Origin of the sequence: Oceanisphaera arctica (assembly GCF_002936955.1) — a bacterium.
In the GTDB taxonomy this organism is placed as follows: domain Bacteria; phylum Pseudomonadota; class Gammaproteobacteria; order Enterobacterales; family Aeromonadaceae; genus Oceanimonas; species Oceanimonas arctica.
On sequence record NZ_MPZM01000012.1, the window covers coordinates 53216 to 70591 of the forward strand.

General features: G+C 56.8%; 18 protein-coding genes. 2 read left to right on the forward strand and 16 right to left on the reverse strand.

Features of this window, described 5'->3' with window-relative positions:
- Positions 1-9: 9 nt before the first annotated feature.
- The 5 genes from UN63_RS07615 to rpe form a co-directional block, all read right to left on the reverse strand.
- Positions 10-510, reverse strand: a complete 501-nt coding sequence (locus UN63_RS07615; protein WP_104486175.1) for a DUF6515 family protein — start codon at positions 508-510, stop codon at positions 10-12.
- Between the two features lie 187 nt (positions 511-697).
- A complete protein-coding gene (locus UN63_RS07620) occupies positions 698-910 on the reverse strand; it encodes a hypothetical protein (RefSeq protein WP_104486176.1) in 213 nt (70 codons plus the stop codon).
- 159 nt (positions 911-1069) lie between these two features.
- Positions 1070-2077: a tryptophan--tRNA ligase gene (gene trpS / locus UN63_RS07625; protein ID WP_104486177.1), complete on the reverse strand. Its 1008-nt coding sequence runs from the start codon at positions 2075-2077 to the stop codon at positions 1070-1072.
- Positions 2070-2765, reverse strand: a complete 696-nt coding sequence (locus tag UN63_RS07630) for a phosphoglycolate phosphatase (protein ID WP_104486178.1) — start codon at positions 2763-2765, stop codon at positions 2070-2072. Before UN63_RS07630 ends, trpS begins: the two co-directional genes overlap by 8 nt.
- On the reverse strand, positions 2758-3432 hold the full coding sequence (gene rpe, locus UN63_RS07635; RefSeq protein WP_104486179.1) for a ribulose-phosphate 3-epimerase: 675 nt from the start codon (positions 3430-3432) through the stop codon (positions 2758-2760). The genes UN63_RS07630 and rpe overlap by 8 nt, the downstream gene beginning before the upstream one ends.
- A 105-nt stretch (positions 3433-3537) precedes the next feature.
- Here rpe and UN63_RS07640 point away from each other — a divergent pair, with 105 nt between their 5' ends.
- Positions 3538-3714, forward strand: a complete 177-nt coding sequence (locus UN63_RS07640; protein ID WP_104486180.1) for a DUF2970 domain-containing protein — start codon at positions 3538-3540, stop codon at positions 3712-3714.
- 1 nt (position 3715) lies between these two features.
- Here the strand turns inward: UN63_RS07640 and UN63_RS07645 are convergent, their stop codons facing one another.
- From UN63_RS07645 to pilM, 9 genes are all read right to left on the reverse strand, one after another.
- Positions 3716-4549, reverse strand: a complete 834-nt coding sequence (locus tag UN63_RS07645) for a Dam family site-specific DNA-(adenine-N6)-methyltransferase (RefSeq protein WP_104486181.1) — start codon at positions 4547-4549, stop codon at positions 3716-3718.
- Between the two features lie 61 nt (positions 4550-4610).
- Positions 4611-5945, reverse strand: coding sequence for an AAA family ATPase (locus UN63_RS07650; RefSeq protein WP_104486182.1), 1335 nt, complete (start codon positions 5943-5945; stop codon positions 4611-4613).
- Entirely contained in the window at positions 5942-7021 is a 1080-nt protein-coding gene (aroB, locus tag UN63_RS07655; RefSeq protein ID WP_104486183.1) for a 3-dehydroquinate synthase, read from the reverse strand. Before aroB ends, UN63_RS07650 begins: the two co-directional genes overlap by 4 nt.
- 14 nt (positions 7022-7035) lie before the next feature.
- Positions 7036-7554, reverse strand: a complete 519-nt coding sequence (gene aroK / locus UN63_RS07660) for a shikimate kinase AroK (RefSeq protein ID WP_104486184.1) — start codon at positions 7552-7554, stop codon at positions 7036-7038.
- A gap of 254 nt (positions 7555-7808) precedes the next feature.
- Positions 7809-9833, reverse strand: a complete 2025-nt coding sequence (locus tag UN63_RS07665; protein WP_181068203.1) for a type IV pilus secretin PilQ — start codon at positions 9831-9833, stop codon at positions 7809-7811.
- A 23-nt stretch (positions 9834-9856) separates the two neighbouring features.
- Positions 9857-10372 (reverse strand): pilus assembly protein PilP, encoded by a 516-nt coding sequence (locus tag UN63_RS07670; RefSeq protein ID WP_104486185.1) that lies wholly within the window; start codon positions 10370-10372, stop codon positions 9857-9859.
- Positions 10369-10953 carry a type IV pilus inner membrane component PilO gene (locus UN63_RS07675; protein ID WP_104486186.1) on the reverse strand — a complete coding sequence of 195 codons (585 nt, stop codon included), beginning with the start codon at positions 10951-10953 and terminating at the stop codon, positions 10369-10371. The genes UN63_RS07670 and UN63_RS07675 overlap by 4 nt, the downstream gene beginning before the upstream one ends.
- Positions 10950-11510, reverse strand: a complete 561-nt coding sequence (locus UN63_RS07680) for a PilN domain-containing protein (protein ID WP_104486187.1) — start codon at positions 11508-11510, stop codon at positions 10950-10952. Before UN63_RS07680 ends, UN63_RS07675 begins: the two co-directional genes overlap by 4 nt.
- Positions 11498-12520, reverse strand: coding sequence for a type IV pilus assembly protein PilM (pilM, locus tag UN63_RS07685; RefSeq protein WP_104486188.1), 1023 nt, complete (start codon positions 12518-12520; stop codon positions 11498-11500). The genes UN63_RS07680 and pilM overlap by 13 nt, the downstream gene beginning before the upstream one ends.
- 200 nt (positions 12521-12720) lie before the next feature.
- Here pilM and UN63_RS07690 point away from each other — a divergent pair, with 200 nt between their 5' ends.
- Positions 12721-15099 (forward strand): penicillin-binding protein 1A, encoded by a 2379-nt coding sequence (locus UN63_RS07690; RefSeq protein WP_104486189.1) that lies wholly within the window; start codon positions 12721-12723, stop codon positions 15097-15099.
- A 378-nt stretch (positions 15100-15477) separates the two neighbouring features.
- On the opposite strand, the gene oxyR is transcribed toward UN63_RS07690, so the two are convergent.
- Positions 15478-16371: a DNA-binding transcriptional regulator OxyR gene (gene oxyR / locus UN63_RS07695; protein WP_104486190.1), complete on the reverse strand. Its 894-nt coding sequence runs from the start codon at positions 16369-16371 to the stop codon at positions 15478-15480.
- Between the two features lie 151 nt (positions 16372-16522).
- On the reverse strand, positions 16523-17251 hold the full coding sequence (locus tag UN63_RS07700) for a glutathione peroxidase (protein WP_104486191.1): 729 nt from the start codon (positions 17249-17251) through the stop codon (positions 16523-16525).
- Between the last annotated feature and the right edge of the window lie 125 nt (positions 17252-17376).

The window sequence follows — 17376 nt, forward strand, 5'->3', positions numbered from 1 at the left end:
GCCGGAGCCTTACCACCTGTGTCCGGACGGCGGGGAAATCACTCGATAGCCACGCTGATAGGGACGATAGTAATTGCCGCTGTGGTAGTAGTAGGGGTCGCCGCCCAGGCTGAAGCTGACATAACCGCCAGGCAGGCCGTGCACTATGGTACCCAGGGGCAGGGTCACCGAAATGTGGGCTCCCGAAGATCGGTGCTCACGGTAATAGTGACGGGGCGACTCCTGATAATAATATTGTTCTACCACTCTCACCCTGCGTGGTGCCTGGCGATAGTGGCGTTGGTATCTGTGATGCCTGAAGTGTTTACGATGCTTGAAGTGCTTGCCGTAGTGTTTACCTTGGTGCCTGTCGTAGCCCTGATCATAACTTCGGTCGTGGCCCCGGTCATAACTTCGGCCATCGCCGCGATCATCTCTGTCTGCCAGCACCTGAGGTGCCATCAGACCGAAGGTCAGTACCCCGAGCAGAGGCAACAGGCAGCGACGACGTTTGAACAGTTGCAGGATCATGGGTTTCTCCTCCTCTGAACAACTATCGGTATTGGGATAACCGATGAGTGTGGAGATACCTTAATTATGGGCCATATCCGGAGATAACGACAACCCGGCCTGACGTTGAAGTCAGCCTGTCTCTGTTGAATGCAAGCCTGTATCTGGAGTTGCCAGGAGCTATCGCCCTGTCTGACTCAAGCGGCTTTTATTGATCGAGAAAACGTCCCTGCAGCATTTCACGTTCACGCTGACATTCGGCCAGGTAGATGGCGGCGACAACGGCAGAGTGAGTGTGATAATCATCAATGGCTTTGGATACCATTAATTCCAGTGTCCTGTCATTCTTGGCCATGCGAAATTTACGCAGCCAGTACAGCTTGTCGGTCAATTCCCGATCAAGGGTGTTTTCTTCTATCATAGATGGGAAGTAATCCAGTGAGATAATCGAACCAGTGAAACTATCAATAACCCATCAATAGCCTATCAATCAACTATCAATAAATTATCAATAAATTATCGAGAAGTTATCAAATAGGTGAAGTTATCGAAAAAGGAGCCTTGACGGCTCCCTTAAGTATTAACGGCTTTTGGGTACAAAGCCAATCACATCATATACCTTTTCCAGGGTCTGTACAGCCTTCACCCGGGCCTTGTCGGCGCCCAGCGTCAGGATCTTGCACAGTTCGCCTTCGTCTTCCCGCAGCTCATGGAAGCGATGCTGAATCGGCTCCAGCATGGCCAGAACCGCTTCGGCAGTCTCGGTCTTGAGGTGGCCGTACATCTTGCCCTCGAAGTGTTGCTCCAGCTCGGGAATGGAACGGCCACTGGCACCGGCCATCAGCGTCAGCAGGTTGGAGACACCGGCTTTGTTTTCCACATCGAAACGCACAGTGGGCGGATCCTGCGAGTCGGTGACCGCCCGCTTGAGCTTCTTGGCGATGACCTTGGGGTCTTCCAGCAATCCGATGAAGTTATTGACGTTGTCGTCGGACTTGGACATTTTTTTGGTCGGCTCCTGCAGGCTCATGATGCGGGCGCCGTCTGCGGGAATAAAAGGCTCGGGCACGGTGAATACCTCGCCGTAGAGCTGATTGAAACGATAGGCCACGTCCCGGGTCAGCTCCAGATGCTGCTTCTGATCGTTACCCACCGGCACCTGGCTGGTCTGATACAGCAGTATGTCCGCCGCCATCAGCGCCGGATAAGTGAACAGGCCGGCGTTGATGTTCTCCGCATAGCGGCTGGATTTATCCTTGAACTGGGTCATGCGCGACAGCTCGCCAAACTGGGTATAGCAGTTCAGGATCCAGGACAACTCCGCATGTTCCGGCACGTGAGACTGCACAAAAATGGTGCTCTGGTCCGGGTCCAGGCCGATGGCCAGGTAAAGCGCTGCGGCATCCAGACAGGCCGCACGAAGTGCCTTGGGATCCTGGCGTACGGTAATGGCGTGCATGTCCACGATGCAGTACAGGCAGTCGTAGTCCTGCTGCATCTTCACCCACTGGCGCAAGGCGCCCATGTAGTTGCCTATGGTCAGCTGCCCGGAAGGCTGGGCGCCGCTGAAAACAATTGGTTTAGCCATGATTATCCTTTCTGTGTTCATTTTTTAGCAATAGGTCGAGCAGCCCGCGAATATCGCTCATCACCCAGTCGGGGTGGCTTTCGGCAATATCCCGGCCGTAGTTGTAGCCATAAGTCAGACCCACCACCGCCATACCAGCCGCCTTGGCCGCCAGTACATCGTTTTCGGAATCACCGATCATCAAGGAGCGCGCCGGCTCGATATTCAGTTCGCGACACACATGCAGCAGCGGGGCCGGATCGGGCTTTTTCTGTGCCAGGCTGTCACCGCCCAGCACCAGTGAGAAATAATCGCTCAAGCCCGCCGCCGCCAATATGGCAGGAACAAAACGGTAAGGCTTGTTGGTGACGATAGCCAGTGTCTTGCCTGACTGATGCAGCTGTTTCAGGGTATCCAGCACACCGGGATAAAACACCAGTTCGTGCTCGGCTACCCCTTCATAGGCGACGTCGAAAGCCATTCGCGCCTGTTGCTGCTGTGCTGCATCCGGTTCACACCCGAGCGCCGCGATGAGGGCCCGCCGTACCAGCATATCGGCACCGTTACCCACCCAGTTGCGCACCGCCAGCTCTTCCGCCGGGCCATGCCCCTGCTGCTCCAGCATGCGGTTTACCGCCAGCCGAAGCTGGGGCACGCTGTCGATCAGGGTACCGTCAAGATCAAACTGGACCAGTTCAATCTTATCCACGTACTTTGGCCAGTTCGCTGCGCATCTGGTCGATAACCGTCTTGTAGTCGGGCTGGCTGAAGATGGCGGAGCCGGCCACAAACATGTCGGCACCGGCCTCGGCGATGGCGCGAATATTGTCGACCTTGACGCCACCGTCTATTTCCAGACGGATGTTGCGACCGCTTTCATCGATGCGACGACGGACCTGACGCAGCTTGTCTAGGGTTCCGTCGATAAAAGACTGTCCACCAAAACCGGGGTTGACCGACATCAGCAGGATCACGTCCACCTTGTCCATCACGTAATCCAGGTAGCTGAGCGGGGTTGCCGGGTTGAACACCAGGCCGGCCTGACAGCCCTGTTCCTTGATCAGTCCCAGGGTGCGATCGATATGATCGGACGCCTCAGGATGAAAGGTAATGATGGAGGCACCGGCCTCGGCAAACTGCGGCACCAGGCTGTCTACCGGTTTGACCATCAGGTGAACATCGATGGCCGCCTGAATGCCGTAGTCGCGCAGCGCCTTGCATACCATGGGGCCTATGGTCAGGTTGGGCACGTAATGGTTGTCCATCACATCGAAGTGCACCACATCGGCGCCCGCTTGAAGAACCTGGGCCACATCGTCACCCAGGCGGGCAAAGTCGGCGGAAAGAATAGAGGGGGCAATCAGGTAGTCGGTCATCAAAGTTCCCTTGAGCGCAAAAAACCGTCCAATTCTACCCCAGTGTCCGGTGATTCTCTAGCAAGCCGTCTATGCTTGGCTCAAGTTGGGCCAAGCGAGGACATAATGAGCTGGAAACACAGGCTACAGGCGGTGGTGGCGGCGTTGTTTGGCGTGCAGTCACAGCAGAACCGGCAACAGCAGTTCAGCGGCAGCCCCTGGCCCTATCTGGGCCTGGGAGCGCTTGCCATCGTCGGGCTGGTGGTTATCTTGCTGCTGGTGGTACGGCTGGTACTGGCGTGAGTCAGGGCTTCTCTGCCAGAGTCTCGAGGGTGAACAGGGCCAGTAGCTCGTCCACTTTCTTGCGATTGTGCGCATGACGGCTGATGGTGCGCTTGACCGCCACCACATCCAGATCTGCATCGCGATACAATTCACGAGTCAGCGGAATATCATGATTGCTGATCAGCACAGGCACACCACGGGCTGCGGTTTCCCGCGCCAGTCGAGCCAGAATAGCCTGATCGTCCAGAGTAAAACCGTTGGCGGCATAGGTGGTAAAGCTGGCGGTGGACGATAACGGCGCATAAGGTGGGTCACAGTAAAACACCTGATCCGCACTAGCCTGGGCAAACACCTCGGTGTAGCTCTGGCAGACGAAGGTGGCTTTCTGGGCTTTCTCGGCGAAGAACCACAGTTCCCGCTCGGGAAAATAAGGCTTTTTGTAGGCACCGAACGGTACATTGAAACCGCCTTTCTTGTTGTAGCGGCAGAGGCCGTTATAACCATGTCGGTTCAGATACAGGAACAGCAGGGCTCGCCGGTAGATATCCCGCTCCTGATTAAAATCGACACGAAAGTCGTAATAGGTGGTTTTGTCGTTGTTGGCGGCGGTAAACAGAGCGGCTGCATCGCGGATAAAGGCATCCGGCCGGTTTTTGAGCAGCTGATAAAGATGGATCAGATCCGCATTGATATCGGCCAGCACATAGGCTTCAAACTCGGAATTAAGAAATACCGAGCCTGCGCCTACAAAGGGTTCCACCAGTACTCGGCCTTCGGGTAGACGTCGATTGATGCTGTCTACCAGGCCGTATTTACCGCCGGCCCATTTCAGGAATGCCCGAGTTTTAGTCATTGTCGTCATCAAAGCCTAACCGGTGAGGGGCGCGCATTGTAACCGCAAGCCAACCTCATGACTATGGTTTGACTTCTTTTTGCACCTGAGCAAAGGGTTTGGGCCAGGGCTTGGCCGCCTGCAGATCGGTTGACAGCACGCCGATGGCCCGTCGTGCCTGCTGAGGCGAGTCGAAATCGCCAAACACCAGTACAAACCAGGGTTGTCCGTTGATGATGCGTGGATAGACCCAGGCCGGCGTCAGGGTATGACGGAATGCCAGCTTCTCCAACCCGGCCCGGTCACGCCCGGCCATCAGCTGCAGGGTATAGCGTCCGCCCGGCTTTTGCATCAGCGCCGACAGCTGGCTCAGCCCCTCGGTTTTGGCCGGTTCCCGTGTTGCCGATGTAGCCGGTTTTGCCGATGGCTCAGTACCTGCCTTGCGCTGCATCAGCTTGCTGACCACCTGATCTTCGATCACCACACGTTCTTTGTCGCTGTCGTCCGGAGACTCCGCAACGCGGGTATTGATGGCCGGTGTCTCGGGCAATGATTCGGCCGGCCATTCCCGCACCTGACTATCGCCCGATGGCGTTAACGCCTCGGCATAGGGTACGGGAGCCGGTAACGACAACTCTCTTTTCTGCCCGAAGGGCTGGGCCAGTTCGGAGGCCGGCTTCTCGGAGCTACTCAGCAGGAGGACGATAATAATCAACAGCACCACCACGATCAGGGCGGTGAGCAGCATTTTGACTGACTTCTGCTCCAGCAACTGGAGATAACCTTGTGTTTTCATCTGCGGCTCCATCGTGTCAATCACATCGTCGGGATACTGAATCTCATGCGATGTGGCGGGGGGGGACTGATATCCTGGCGCTTGCCATAAATCCTTCTTCTCCGCCTCTGTCAACGACGGCACATCCACTTTAAACACCTGAGATCTCATCTCATCATCGAGCTGCTGACGAAGCTGTCTGGCCCAGTCAGCCGAACCCAGCAACACCATGAAGGGCCTAACCGAAGCAGATAACGCCAGATACAGCTGCACCAGCTCCTGCAGCAAAATGTCGGTCAGCCATTCGGCATTATCCACTACCAGCAATCGCTTGTGCTGATTGGTCGGCAGCAGCCTGGTCATCGTATCGGGTAGTGAATCGTCGGCATCGAATACCGCTCCCGGAAACCAGCTGCCAAGCAATACATCGCGAAAACGGGCATGACTGTCGAGCGCTTTCGCATCAAGCTGCGTGGGCAACATCAAGGTCGTTTCTTCGATCAACCTATCGACCAGATGAGACTTGCCGGCGCCTTGTGGGCCGGTGAGCAGAATAAAATCGGTATCGAGGCGGGAAAGGTGCAGCAGCCGCGCCAGCAACTGCTGCTGAGAGGAAAAGAGAAGATTAACCGGGTCGGTCACGGCTTCCGTTCCGACACCACCTGAGCCAGCTGCTGCTCGGTGACATCGTCTACTACCTGGGCCCGGCCTATACCCACCGGCAGCACCAGCCGCAACTTGCCGGCCAGCACCTTCTTGTCACGCAGCATATGCGGTAGATAATGGTCGAGTTTCATCTCGCCGGGCCCCAGCACCGGCAGATGCGCCTTGATCAACAGGGCTTCTACCCGCGATACCTCGGCTACACTCATTTCACCGCGCAGGCGAGCGGTATGGCAGGCCTGCATGGTCCCGGCGGCCACCGCCTCGCCATGCAGCCAGTTACCGTAGCCCATTTCTGCTTCGATGGCATGACCGAAGGTATGGCCCAGGTTGAGCAAGGCGCGCACTCCGTGCTCCCGCTCATCGCTGGCCACCATTTCCGCCTTGATTTCACAACAGCGACGAATGGCATAGCCCAGCGCGTCGGCCTCCAGCCGTTGCAGCCGCTGCAGGTTCTGCTCCAGCCAGCTGAAGAAGTTGGCGTCCCAGATGATACCGTACTTGATCACCTCGGCCAGGCCGGCAGCAAATTCCCGCTCTGGCAGCGTTTGCAGACAGAGGGTATCGATCAACACCAGCTGGGGCTGATAGAAGGCACCGATCATGTTCTTGCCGAGAGGATGGTTGACCGCGGTTTTACCGCCGACGGAAGAGTCAACCTGTGCCAGAAGGGTGGTCGGAACCTGAATAAAGGGGACTCCACGCTGATAACAGGCGGCCGCAAAGCCGGTCAGGTCACCAATCACGCCACCACCGAGGGCGACCAGGGTGGTGTCCCGACCGTGATTGCCGGCCAGCAGCGACCCCATCACCTGATTAAAGGTGTCCAGGGTCTTGAACTGCTCGCCATCGGGCAACACCAGTGATTCGACCTGCAGCGGTGCCAGCGCCGCCAACAGGGTATCGAGATACAGGGGCGCAACCACCTCGTTGGTGACGACCAGTACCTTGTTGCCCTTGACCATGTCCCGCAGCAGCGAGCCCTGTGACAGACTCCCTTCGGCAATAATAATGGGGTAGCTGCGCTCACCCAGATTAACGGTTAACCTTTCCATGGAGCTCCTGTCCGTTACAGGCCGATCAGTTCGGCTATCTGATTCGCTACCAGTTTGGCGCCCTGCTCGTCGGTGCGCACCACATAGTCGGCAATTTCCAGATACAAGGCGTTACGCTCGGCAGCCAGTCGCTCCAGCACTTCCTGCGGCGGCTCTTCGGTTTGCAGCAGCGGACGACGCTTGTCTTTCTGTACCCGGGCCAGTTGCTTCTCTACCGGCGTTTCCAGATACACGACGATGCCACGGGCCGACAGCCGATTACGGCTTTCTTTGCTCTTGATGGAACCACCGCCGGTGGCCAGCACTATGCCCTGCAGTTCGCTCAGATCGTTGATCACCTTTTCTTCGCGTTGGCGGAAGCCTTCTTCGCCTTCGACATCAAACACCCAGCTGATATCGGCACCGGTGCGATGCTCGATTTCATGATCGGAGTCATAAAACTCCATATGCAGTTGCTGCGCCAGGTATTTACCAATGGTGCTCTTGCCCGCACCCATAGGCCCTACAAGGAAGATATTGCGTTTCTCAGCCATGTTATTCGAAATTCTCACAAACAAATGCACCTCACGAACACCGCGAGGTAGAGGATGAACCCTTTACTTTCTGAAATTGGACGCCGGATTATCGCAACTGCGCCGGTCGCTGGCAAGGGTAACACCCGCCATGGAGCCAAAGTAGCCCGGAGCAAGGCACTGCCTCGCCATCTTGCTCTTGCGCCCATATTCCCGTTTTGGGTCTGTTTGGTGACGGCTTTGCCCCTGCTGGCAGGGGCAAAGCGTCCTGGAGTTCAAATACTGTCGTGCACAATACGGGGGGTGACGAAGATAATCAACTCGCGTTTCTTATTGCTGTCACTCGTGGTTTTAAACAGCCGGCCCACTACAGGGATATCGCCCAGCAGGGGCACCTTGGCGACACTGCGCAGGATATTCTGCTGAAATATACCCCCCAACACAAGGGTTTCACCATCGTTGACCAGCACCTGGGTGGTGATTGACTGGGTGTTGATCGCCACCGCTTCCCCCCCCGTCGCCTGAGGTATGCGCTCGCCAATAGAGTCCTGAGTAATGGTCAAATCCAGCACTACCCTGTTATCTGGGGTGATTTGCGGCGTGACCTTGAGGCTGAGCACCGCATCCTGAAATTCGACCTGAGTGCCACCATCACTGGCGGAGGAAAACGGCACCTGGGTGCCCTGCTCTATCAACGCCGGCTTCTGGTTGGAGGTGGTCACCCTGGGGCTTGCGATAATCTCGGCTCGGTTTTCCCGCTCCAGCGCCGACAACTCCAGATCGAGCAGGCGACCGCCACCGAGCTTGGCTACCTGAAAGGCGATGTTACCTGCCGCCCCCGCCGCCGGTAGATTGACGTTCAGAGAATTATCATTTACACCGGCACGAATGCCTTCCAGGGTGCCGCTCACCGACTGCTGGTTGCTGCCGGAACTGCTGTCGTTACTATAACCCCAGCGCACCCCGAAGGCCTCTTCGAAGCCGTCATCGATGGTCACCATGCGCGCTTCGATCACCACCTGCTTGATGGGAATATCGAGCAGAGACAGCATTCGTTTGATGTTATCGATACTTTGCTGGGTATCCTTTATAACCAGCATGTTGGTTCTGTCATCCACAGCAATGGCGCCCCGTTCCGTCAGTAAACCGGTACTTTCATTGGTCAGCAGCGCCACCACATCCACCGCCTTGGCATAATTCACCTGCAAAAACTCGGTGACCAGCGGCGCCAGCACTTCCGTGGCCTGACGATTTTCCAGCAGCTGCTGCTCTTGCTGAGACAACTCCGCCGCCGGTGCTATCAATAAAATATTACCGTCCAGCCGCTTATCAAGCCCCCGCACCTGCAGTATGGTGTCCAGCGCCTGTTCCCAGGGTACGCCATCGAGGCGCAGGGTGAGGTTGCCCTGTACCGAGTCGGTGGTGACCAGGTTGAAATTATTGAAATCGGCGATCAGCTGCAACACGGTACGCACCGGAATATCTTGAAAATTCATCGAGATCGGCTTGCCGGTGTATTGTCGGCGTGTTTTCGCCGACGCATTCGCCGCCACCGGTTTGGCCAGCTCCAGCACAAACAAGCGCGCAGATTGATCGTAGTGATAATCGAAAGTCCCACTGGTGTCGACCATCAGCAGCACATCGCCGCCCTCCCGACGGCTGCTGACACGGTTGACCAGGGTGCCAAAATCGTTGACATCCAGCACCTGCAGCAGCGCATCGTCGATATGGGTATTGTGAAACTTGGCGGTCAACCGGTTACCCTTGACCTGCATGTCGACTGCGGCGGTAGACTTGTCCAGCTGCACCAGCACCTGGCCCTGCCCATCGCGACCACGGCGAAAATCGATGCCGGTGATGGCATTGATCGCCCCCGGCGGCAGTACGGCTCCCTGACCATCCACACCGCTGACGCCCTCTCCCAGCAACAGCATCAGGCGATTGCCCTTGCGCTGTAACCGGTACGCCTGCATGGAGTCCATCATCAAGGCCACTTCCAGATTGGTGCCGACCCGACGTACATCCACGGAGCTTACGCCCTGTCGTTCGATGGGAAGCTGATTTTCCGGTAATGCGGAGAAACCATCCGGGATTTGCAGCACCAGCCGATCCGGATTTTGGCGAACAACATCAGTTACCAGCAACGGGGGGGCGTCAAACTCCAGCTCCAGCATCAACTGTTCTCCTGCCAACGGATTCACCCGCAGGTTTTCCAGGCTAACGGCGGCCAGTAGCTGACCAAGCGGAGCCATGCTGAGTGCCAGGCCGCACATCAGCTTTATCACCATATTTCTTGTCATAGCGCACTCCATGCCTATTGTTTTTATTTTGTTTCGGATAACACCAGTTGGGTTTCCCGGGTTTCCCAACAGCCTCTGCCATCGGGAATATGTTCTTTCAGAATCACTTCGTTGCCGGTGATCCTCACCACCTCTCCGTGATTAAGCCCCATGCGCTGTCCCATCCCCACCTGATGCGTCACCCCGTCCTGGGTACGGATCAGTGCCGATAGTCCCCGCTTGTCACCCAGGGTACCGCGCAGTGACAGATTATCGAGTGAATAACGTTCAAGAGACTCCGCCGGCCGTTCCTTGTTCGGCAGCTCACAGTCTGCCGCCGAACTGCCCGGCTTCCTGGTATTTTCCGGTTGAGGATGTACGAAGGGGCTACGCTTCGAGTCCGGCTGATAGTCATCCGGCACAAACGCCTTGGCCGTGGGCGGTGGTTCAGGCGGCGCGACAGGACGAGCTTTCACTTCAGCCACATAATGGCTCAGATCCTCGCCATCGGTACACGCAGTCAACAGCAGCAGCCCTGTCAACAGGCACAAAGCTCTCATTTTGCCTCCTGCTCGTTATATTTGTAGGTCTTGGCCAGCATGGACATGTTCAGCTGAGCACCTCCGGCCTGGGACAGGCTGAAGTTGTCGATGATCACGATTCGCGGCAAGGCCGCCACATCGGCCACAAAGTGCCCAAGCTGATGATAATCGCCGCTGACGATGATGCGCATCGGCAGTTCGGTGGAAAACTCGCTCGGCCTTTCCGCCTCCCAGTTGATACGCTCCAGACGCAGACCTGTGTCGGTTGCCATAAAGCTGATGTCGTCGAGCAGCCCGGCGATTTCCAGCGTGTTGGGCAGTTTGCGCAACTGGGCATTCAACTCCGCCTGCAGCTCCGCCAGTTGAAGCTTGGAGCCGGGTAACCCGCCCGCGTGTCGCGCCTTCTCCTCGAAGGTGGTTTTCAGTTGTTCCTGCTGCACCTTGCTGCTGTCCAGCCGGGTGAGGCTGTCTGTAATAAAAAAATAACCGACGGCACCGGCCAGAAGTACGCATATCAGGGCAATCGCAATGGCCTTGACCGGCCGCGGCCACTGGCCGACATTATCAAAGTCCAGTTCGTTCAGCTGTTGCAAGTTCATTGGATCACTCCTGGTGTGTGTTCACGAACCTTTAGCTGCATGGAAAACTGGCTCAGGGCGATGGGTTGCACATCACTGGCAAAAATGGAGCTGAGACGGGGATCATACAGCCAGTCACGACGCTCAACCTCGCGGATCATGTTGGCCACCCGAGGATAAGCTTCGGTTTTACCGACGATATCGATTTGGTTGTTGACCACATTAAGCGAGCTCAGATAAACCCCGGGCGGCACCAGCTCGGGCAACTGATTGAACAACCGCACCGACAGGTTACGCCGTTGCTGAAAACTGTCGATCAGGTTCATCCGTTCCAGCAGCTTGAGACGCTGTTCCCTGATGTTACTCATCTCACCCAGTATCAAATCGAGTTTGGCTGTTTCGCTCTGCAAAAACTGATTCCGCTGCTGCTGTCGGGCTGTCTGCTGATTAATCCACATATTCGCCACCAGCATCACCGACACCGTTATCAAGGAGGCAACCGACAATATCACCATGAATTGTTTTTTCTGAGCTGCACGTACGCTTTCGCGCCAAGGTAACAGGTTTATATTGGACATGGGGTAAAACTCCTCAAGGCCAGCCCCAGCGCCGTGGTAAAGGCTGCCGCATCGGGGGGATTCTTCGACATACCGTTGAACAGACGATCAAAATCCGGCTGCAGTACAGGCATGCTCAGTTCCTGCTGCAGTATCTGCGCCAGTTCCGCTAACTGACTGCCGCCGCCGCTGAGAAACAAGGCTGAGGGGGGCTTGTTACCGGAGCTGCTGCAAAACAGCTGAATATTACGCCGAATATGCTGCAGCAAGGTATTGATATGCAGCTGCTCGATATCCTCCCGGATTTCGGCGGGAAAGGTATTGTCTACCTTGGCCTGTTCCACGCGGTCTGCCGGCATGTCACTCATTCTGGCCAGCTCCCGGCTCAGCTGAGCACCGCCGAAGTTCTGCAACCGACTGTAGATGACCTCTCCCTCCTCCATCACCACAAAGGTCAGGCATTCGGAACCGATATCCACCACCGCCAGCAGTCTGGCTTCGGTTTTTTCCGCCGCCAGGCAGGCATCAACTCCCCGCGCCAGTGCGTGCACACCGATATCCACCACCCGGGTCTGCCAGCCTGCCAGCTCCAGGGCACTGACGCGGCTGTTGATGCTTTCGGTACGGGCCGCACTCAACAGGACATTATCCCGTTCCGGATGGCTGGCATTGATACCGAGGCTTTCGTAATCCAGGCTGATTTCATCGAGCGGAAAAGGAATATGCTGCTCGGCTTCGAGCAATATCTGTGTTTCCAGCTCCTCGTTAGACAAACTACGCGGCACCAGGATCGTCTTGGTCGTCACACTACTGCCGGTCACAGCGGTCGCCACCCAGTCACAACGGCTGTTCAGCTGCCGCCGCAACAGCTTGAGCGCCATTACCACCTGATCCACATCCTGCAACTGATGATCGACGATGCTGCCTTTGGGCGTGGGGACACTGGCCATCGCTTCGATCTCATACTGACCCGGTTTTCCTTTCAGGGCCAGGGCCTTGATGCTGCTCATGCCGAAATCGATTCCAATCATCCCTTGAAAATCTTTTCGTCTCTTCAGGTTCAACATAATCATCCATGTGTTTGTTATGATTGGTCTTGGTAATAATATACAGACTCAAGCAAATCGCTAAGGTTATCGCAGTATAAAAACAAAGCGCTCGAATAACACCGCCGACACAGGATATACTTGCTCACTATTTGGTTAAAAATGATTTTTCAGGTGTTATCTTCATGCTCAAATGGCTCATTCGCCTGTTTTTATTCGGTCTCTTTCTCGCTCTGAGCGGCGTGGCTGCAGTATTTGTCCTCTACCAACAGATCAAACCCGAGCTGCCGGATGTATCCACTCTTAAAGATGTGCGCCTGGAAACACCAATGCGCATCTTCAGTCAGGACGGTGAACTCATCTCCCAGTACGGCGAGCAGCGCCGGTATCCCATTACCGTGGCGCAGATGCCGCCGATGCTGATCGATGCCTTTCTGGCCACCGAAGACGACCGTTTCTATGAGCATCCGGGCATAGATCCCATCGGCATCAGCCGGGCGGCGTTCGTCTGGCTGACCACCGGTGAAAAGCGCCAGGGCGCCAGCACCATTACCCAGCAGGTGGCGAGAAACTTCTTCCTCAGCCGGGAAAAAACCATCATACGCAAGGTAAAGGAAATTTTCATAGCCCTGCATATCGAATCGCTGCTCAGCAAAGACGAAATTCTCGAGCTCTATCTCAATAAAATTCCGCTCGGGCATCGTTCTCATGGTGTCGGTGCCGCCGCCCAGGTGTATTACGGCAAAGAAGTCGGCGACCTGACGCTGGCGGAAACGGCGATGATCGCCGGTCTGCCCAAGGGGCCCTCCATATTCAACCCCATCAGCAACCCGCGCCGGGCCGCCGAACGTCGAGCCACCGTACTCGGCCGCATGCTGGACACCGGCAAGATCAGCCGCTCGCAATATGATGAGGCGATGGCAACGCCGGTTGCGGCCCGCTATCACGGTGCCGAAATCACCCTCGATGCTCCCTACCTGGCAGAAATGTCACACCAGTTTGCCCTGGCGATGTTCGGCAAGGAAGCCTATACCCGAGGGTTGAGCGTGTACACCACAGTGCAGTCAGACGAGCAGAAGGCCGCCAATACCGCACTGGTCGATGGGCTGCTGGCCTACGATCTGCGCCATGGTTATCGTGGCCCAGCGGCCACCCTGTGGCAGAACAGCCCCTGGAGCCTGGAGCAGATTGAACAGCATCTTGAGCAGCAACCGAGCTACTGGCCGTTGGAGCCTGCCGTGGTAACCGCCGTGGCCGAGCGTCGCGCTACCCTGATCATCAAGAACAGAGGCGAGGTGCAGCTCGGGTGGGATGGCATTAAATGGGCGCGTCGTTATATCTCCGACAAGCGTCAAGGCAACGCCCTGCGTCAGGCCAGAGAGGCCCTGAGCCCGGGCGATCAAATCTGGGTCCGACCTCAGGGAGAACAATGGATGCTGGCTCAGCTGCCCGAGGTCAACGGCGCCTTGGTGGCCCTGGAGCCGTCAAGCGGAGCTGTTACCGCGCTGGTGGGCGGCTTCAACTTCACCCTCAACAAATTCAACCGCGCTCAGCAAGCCGAACGACAGATGGGCTCCAATATCAAGCCTTTCATCTATTCGGCCGCGCTGGACAGCGGCTTCACCCTGGCCAGCATGATCAACGATGCGCCCATCAACCACTGGGATGCCGGCAGCGGCAACTCTTGGAAGCCCCGCAACTCTCCCAATGTCTATGATGGCCCAATACGGATACGGGAAGCACTGGCCCGCTCCAAGAACGTGGTGTCTATTCGCCTGTTGCGGGATACCGGAATTCCGGTGGCCATGCAGCGACTGAATGCCTTCGGCTTCGACACCGCCAACATTCCGGCGACCGAAAGCCTGGCGCTGGGCTCTCCTTCCGCCACCCCGCTGCAGATGGTGACCGGCTTTGCGGCCTTTGCCAACGGCGGCGCTCGGGTGACTCCCTTCGTGGTGCAGCGCATCGAGGATGCGCAGGGAACCGTGTTATATGAGACAACCCCCAGCAGAGTGCCGGTGATCAGCAAAGAAAATGCCTTCCTGATAAGCCAGGCGCTGAACTCCGCCATCCAGGGCGGAACCAGTGCCGGTCGACGCTGGACCGGCACCGGCTGGCGTGCCGGCCGAGCCTTGCAACGACAGGACATCGCCGGCAAAACCGGCACCACCAACGACTCCCGCGATGCCTGGTTTTCCGGCTTTACCCCCGACAGGGTGGCGACCGCCTGGGTCGGGTTCGACGATTTCGGTCGCCCGCTGGGCCGCACCGCGCACAACCCCAACCTGGGTGCGGATCAAACTGCCGGTGGCGAGTTTGGCGGTAGCACCGCCTTGCCCATCTGGGTGAATTACATGAAGGTGGCGCTGAAGGACTATCCGGAGCAGACACGCCCGGTGCCGGAACATCTGGTTACCGCCACCATAGACACCGGCAGCGGTTTGCTCAGCCATGGCGAGGGCATGACCGAATACTTCATAGAAGGCACCGAGCCCAGACGCTACGGTCGTCCGGAAACTCAGCAGCAGTTTGGCGGCACCAGCATTACCGACGAGCTGTTCTGAGCCACCGGCAGCTTTATTCCAATTCCATTAAGAACCAGATCATCTTGTGGGCCCTGACACCAGAGGAAACACAGCCGTCTCCCTCGACTCGCTTCGAGTACACCCATGTAGGCTCGGACATGCCATCCATGGCATGTCACGGTCGTGGGAGCCGTTCTCTGTTGCCTCTTATCGTACACCGAATTGTCTGTAGACGGCGCCAACAGGCGACTCTGCAGCATAAGGAGGACAAAGGGATCTGCTCCGCCGACCATTACATGACAGGGACGTCATGTGCTAAGCGTCACAGGAAGGTGCTTGAGCGGGTCGGCGGGGCGGGCCCTTTGTTCGGGATTGATGTAGCACTCAAGAAGATAGATTCTTTAAATGGGTTCGGTATTACAGCAGCCCCTTGATCAGCTGGCTGATGACCTTGGCCATTTCATTGAAGCAGGGTCGACGCACCGAATGAATGCGATACAGCAGGGCGATGGTGCGGCAGGGTTCGGGATCCGTCACCGGTAGGTAACTCACCCCCAGGTTGCCATTGTGCTGGCCGATGGCCAGCTGCGGGATCAGGGTCAGCCCCGACCCTGCCGCCACCATGTTGCGCAGGGTTTCCAGACTGGTGGCCTGAAAATGATTGTCTTCACCGATGCCGGCGGCAAAGCAGAAGCCCATGGCCTGATCCCGCAGGCAATGACCGTCTTCCAGCATCAGCAGTTTTTCTCCCTGCAGCTCGCTCAATGCAATCTGTTCACGTCCGGCCCAGGCATGCTCTGTCGGCAGCGCCAGCATCATCGGCTCGTCGTATAACGGCAATGAGCCGAAGTTATCCATGTGCTCGAGTTGCGCCAGGATCAGGCAGTCCAGATCCCCATCCGCCAGCTGTTTCAGCAAACTGTGGGTCTGGGCTTCATACAGATAGATATGCAGCTCGGGAAAATGCTGTTTCAGTACCGGAATGATATGGGGCAGCAGGTAAGGGCCTACGGTCGGGATCAGGCCGATGTGCAGTTCACCGGACATCGGCTCGGTGAAGGTGCGGGCGATATCACGCAGCTCCTTGGTCTCTGCCAATACCCGGCGGGCCTGGGCGGTGATGGCGTCTCCCGCCGGCGTAAACAATACCTTGCGGGAAGTGCGCTCCATCAGCACCACACCCAGCTCGTCTTCCAGCTTGCGCAGCTGACCACTCAGGGTAGGCTGACTGACGAAGCATTTTTCCGCCGCCTTGCGAAAGTGGCGCTCTTCGGCCAGCGCCACCAGATATTCCAGATCCCTTAGATTCACGTCTTCCCCGTTGTTTTTATGCCGCTTCTACGGTCATCATCACCGATTTGACGGTAAATAGAAAGTCGCGCTCAGGGCGTTACCGACTCTAGATCACAGAACGAAAAAAGGGGCTTTCGCCCCTTTTTCTTGCTTTCGTTTATGCCCGCGTTTATGCCAGATGCTCGGCCAGCTCATCGCTGCCGCCGATGTGGCGGCCATCGATGAAGATCTGCGGCACCGTGGACCGGCCCGACACCGCCTTCAGGGTAATGCTGGTGGCATCCTGACCCAACACCACTTCTTCGTAACGCATGCCCTGATCCAGCAGCATCTGCTTGGCACGGGCACAGAAGGGGCAGCCCGGCTTGCTGAACAGGGTAATGGAAGATGGCTTGGCCGCCTGCGGGTTGATGTGCGCCAGCATGGTATCGGCGTCGGACACCTCGAAGGGGTCACCGGGCTTGTTCGGCTCGATGAACATCTTCTCGATGATGCCGTCCTTCACCAGCATGGAATAACGCCAGGAGCGCTTGCCGAAGCCCAGATCCTGTTTGTCCACCAGCATGCCCATGCCATCGGTGAATTCGCCGTTGCCATCGGGAATCACCCGAATGTGCTCCGCTTCCTGCTCCTTGAGCCAGGCGTTCATCACGAAGGTATCGTTGACGCTGAGGCAGATGATGTCGTCCACACCGTTTTCAAACAATACCGGTGCCAGCTCGTTGTAGCGCGGCAGATGGGTGGAAGAACAGGTCGGGGTAAAGGCGCCGGGCAGGGAGAACACCACCACCGTCTTGCCTTTGAAGAGTTCGTCGGTGGTGACATCGACCCACTCCTCGCCCTGACGGGTTCTGAAAGTAACCTGGGGAACGGCCTGGCCGGTTTTATCAGTCAACATATAGTGATCCTTATCTAGTGAGGTTCCGCTTGAGTGGACTCAGTATGCCAAGAATCGTTCTATTGCTGAAATCGTTATAATCAAAGAAATTGATAGCCAGGGACTATTAACATTAACTAATGAAA